Consider the following 3294-nt stretch of genomic DNA (forward strand, 5'->3'; position numbering starts at 1 on the left):
CAGTTGAACGTAAACCAGGCAAAGCCAAGAAGGGGTGAAGACGAATGCATTCTTTGCATCCCTTCTTGGATCTAAGTTAGCTGCGGATTGTTTCGCGGAGCGTTACAGCAGCGCGTTGAGCTGCCGCACTAGTGCGTTCTGCTGCTGTTGCACGATCGTCGAGTAGGTGTTTGCCAGCTCTACCGCGAGTTGATCTTCTACCGCAGACGCCTCTCGTTTCGACTGGCAGTCGCGATGCAAGTGGTACTTCTCGGATTGAAATAGAGTCGCCGCAAGTTCTTGAAATAGCGCTTCGTCGAGAGCCTCAAATGGTCCAGGTGAGTCCAAATCGCTCTGTATTTGCAGAAGCTTCTGCTTTGCCTTGCACCGAACCACCGCCCGCATTGGGATATAGCTTGATGAGTCCATAGTCTAAGCACTCATTTCTCGACGATGCAGTGCAGTATACAGTACGGCTGTGCTTCTGTCGGATCAGTACCCAGGCGGATTTCGCGATCGCTTTACGGAATCGATTTAGGTCTACATCCTCTACATCACTTTTAGCAGCGGCACCTTAAAGCAGCCCGGAATCGCAGAGGCATTCAGCAGCGACACCTGCACGTGCAGTCGATAGGACCCTCTGGCAGCAGCGCTGTATAGATGGCGTTATCAGCATAGGGAACGTTCGCGTTTAGTTCTCCTAAGCTCAGCACTGCGCCCGTCGATAAATGACGAGCAAAGCAGCGTACGTGATACATCAGTTGCTCAAACTGGGCGATCGCATCTCCAGCAAACTTCAGCGAAATTTCTAGCGCGAACGATTCACTCGCTAGCAGGCTGCCTGAAAATAGACGATGCGCGTCGTCAACTTGCATCGGCAATTGCGGAGTCGAAGGCAGCAGGCGCACCTGCAGAATGGCGATTTCAAGAGGTGGGTCGCAGGCTGGTGCCGAGAGCAGGTGCGATCGTATCCACGGGTGCAGTTGGTCTGACTCGATTTCTGTCCAGGCTTCTACAGTATTGGTGTTCGTCGGGCGAATGACGGTACGCTGCTCAACGAGATCGTCAACCTGCCGCGTTTGAACCTCGATCGCAAATGCAGCAACGGATTGCCACGCGATCGCGTCCTCTTTGGCTGGCGGGTTGTCTACAGCGGCGTGGGCTTGAGCAATCCACGCTTCGATATCGCTGCGAGAAATCGTGCGGCTTGCGGCTTTAAGCCGCTGTTTCACGGCACGAAAGAAACCATGGAACTGGGCAGTACCCAGACAACGACGCAATCCGGAACGCTCGTTTACTATCCGACTCTGGCGATCGCGGGTGCGGCTGCCGCTGGCTTACAGTCGAAGAAGGTCTATCGCATTAGTGCACTGTTGCAGGCAGGAGCGCCTCAAGGTCCAGCGTTGACTACGGGCCATACCAAAACCTTGACGATTCAGACCTACAATCTCTAATCAGACCCCATTTTCTACAAGCGGACCGTACTTGCGGCACCTATGAGAGTATCCACGTCCACAAGGCTTCCTTTTGTTAAACGCTGTCCCTGGCTGGCCCTTTTGCTGCTGCTCGTTGCGTATGCCAGCTTTGGCTGGTTTCTGTCAGACCCACAGTTTTCTAGGTTCAGCTTCGTGATTGCGATCGGCTGGATTTGGATTATTGCAGAAGCGTTTATGGACCCGTTGACTGGCTTCAGTTTGTTTCTGAGTCGGTGGTTCAAGTCGGATACCGTTGCCTTTCTTGCAATCTGCATGGTCGCGGGACTTGCCGCGGTTATGCTGTTTTGGCTGCATGTGTTTTTGCATATTCTGACGATTCTGGCGACGGAGGCTCTGGCGCGATTGGAATTGCAGACTGCCAAATTTACGCGGAGGCAGACGTTTTGGATGTTGACGTCCGTGTCGCTGGTTGGGCTAGTGTTGGGCTGGGCAATGCGGGAGTACGTGCCGATCGTGATGAATCTGCTTGTGCCTGCACCCGTTGCAGAGCCAAAGGAATTGTCGCTGCTGGGGTTAAGCGTGACCTGAAGGCGAGTGGGTGCTGTCCCGTTGGTTAGATTCACCGTCCGTTCCAGTCGAGTTGACTGTGGAACGGCGATCGTGGAGAGGGCGATCGGGGGCAATAAAAAGGCAGCCAACAGGCTGCCTTGTCATAATGCATGAGGTGTAATACTTACCGTAGGGCAACGGGTTCGCGATCGAGGCTCGGTTGCCGTTTTTGTTACGGCGAACGCTCCAAGCTGGCAGCGATCAGCGACAGTGCTACTAGTGGAGCCGTCACACTGCGAAGAATTCGGGGACCGAGCGAGACGGCTTCGTAGCCAGCCGCGATCGCTCGGTCCACCTCGACTTGGGTCCAGCCGCCTTCAGGTCCTACTGCAATGCTGTAAGCAGGCGCGGACGGCATCTGCAGGCGATCGAGCAGGTGAGGAGCATCGCGGCGCTCAGCACAGAAGTATTTGAGCGCTGTCGCGTCCAACTCCCTCAGGTGCTCGACAAACGGCACAGGGTCCAGGATCGTTGGGACAAATTGACGTTCAGATTGTTCAGCCGCTTCCTGGGCAATGCGTCGCCAGCGATCGAACTTTTGGGAACTGGGCTGCAGCAGTGTTCGATCGCTGATTACTGGTGCAATGCAGGCAACGCCTAGCTCTGTACACTGTCGCACCACGTCATCAAAGCCGCTGCCTTTCGGTAAGGCAGCCACGAGCGTCACTGAACTGGGTAACTCATTCTCAGCCGTTACCGCTTGCAAGATCTCTGCTTGAAGACCCGATTCCTGCACCAGCGCTGCCAGCCACGACTGTCCTTGCCCATCCAGGGCAATGAAGTGATCGCCCGCCGTCAAACGCAGCACGCGACTGAGGTAATGCCGCTGCGAATCGGTCAGGAGAATTTGACGATCGTGCAGTTGAGTCGGGGAAATGACAAGACGCTGTAGCTGCGGCACTCTTTTCTCTCAGACGTGTAACATCCTGATAAGGGCAGACGGGTCGATCGCAACAATTCCCTAAAATAGGTCAGAACTATGTGAAGGGTTAGTGTTCAGTATGCCCAAGACGGTTGCAGATGTCATGACCCGCAATCCCATCACGACGACGCCCGAAGCGCCAATAACCGACGTGATTAAAACGTTAGCAGAGCGGCGAATTAGCGGACTTCCAGTGGTAGATGGAGCGGGAAAACTCGTTGGCATCATTTCAGAAACAGATTTAATGTGGCAGGAAACGGGCGTCACTCCACCCGCCTACATCATGCTGCTTGACAGTGTGATTTACCTAGAGAATCCGGGTCGCTACGAGCGTGATTTGCACAAAGC

The 3294-nt window shown here is 54.5% G+C and carries 7 protein-coding genes; 3 read left to right on the plus strand and 4 right to left on the minus strand.

The window, feature by feature from the left end; translation table 11 throughout:
• Positions 1-102: 102 nt before the first annotated feature.
• Positions 103-408 (minus strand): hypothetical protein, encoded by a 306-nt coding sequence (locus H6F43_RS06600; RefSeq protein ID WP_190341864.1) that lies wholly within the window; start codon positions 406-408, stop codon positions 103-105.
• A 173-nt stretch (positions 409-581) separates the two neighbouring features.
• Positions 582-1211, minus strand: coding sequence for a hypothetical protein (locus H6F43_RS06605; protein WP_190341866.1), 630 nt, complete (start codon positions 1209-1211; stop codon positions 582-584).
• A 15-nt stretch (positions 1212-1226) separates the two neighbouring features.
• Between H6F43_RS06605 and H6F43_RS06610 the strand changes: the two genes are divergently transcribed.
• Complete coding sequence (locus tag H6F43_RS06610; protein ID WP_190341868.1) at positions 1227-1433, plus strand: hypothetical protein; 207 nt, start codon at positions 1227-1229, stop codon at positions 1431-1433.
• A gap of 102 nt (positions 1434-1535) precedes the next feature.
• Positions 1536-2003, plus strand: a complete 468-nt coding sequence (locus H6F43_RS06615; RefSeq protein ID WP_190341869.1) for a hypothetical protein — start codon at positions 1536-1538, stop codon at positions 2001-2003.
• On the opposite strand, the gene H6F43_RS06620 is transcribed toward H6F43_RS06615, so the two are convergent.
• Complete coding sequence (locus H6F43_RS06620; protein WP_190341871.1) at positions 1989-2129, minus strand: hypothetical protein; 141 nt, start codon at positions 2127-2129, stop codon at positions 1989-1991. The genes H6F43_RS06615 and H6F43_RS06620 overlap by 15 nt on opposite strands.
• A gap of 67 nt (positions 2130-2196) precedes the next feature.
• Positions 2197-2925, minus strand: a complete 729-nt coding sequence (locus H6F43_RS06625) for a 16S rRNA (uracil(1498)-N(3))-methyltransferase (protein ID WP_190341873.1) — start codon at positions 2923-2925, stop codon at positions 2197-2199.
• Between the two features lie 100 nt (positions 2926-3025).
• On the opposite strand from H6F43_RS06625, the gene H6F43_RS06630 reads away from it, so the two are divergent.
• On the plus strand, positions 3026-3294 hold a 269-nt coding region (locus H6F43_RS06630), incomplete at its 3' end, for a CBS domain-containing protein (RefSeq protein WP_190341875.1).

It is taken from the genome of Leptolyngbya sp. FACHB-36, assembly GCF_014695955.1.
Lineage (GTDB): Bacteria > Cyanobacteriota > Cyanobacteriia > Leptolyngbyales > Leptolyngbyaceae > FACHB-36.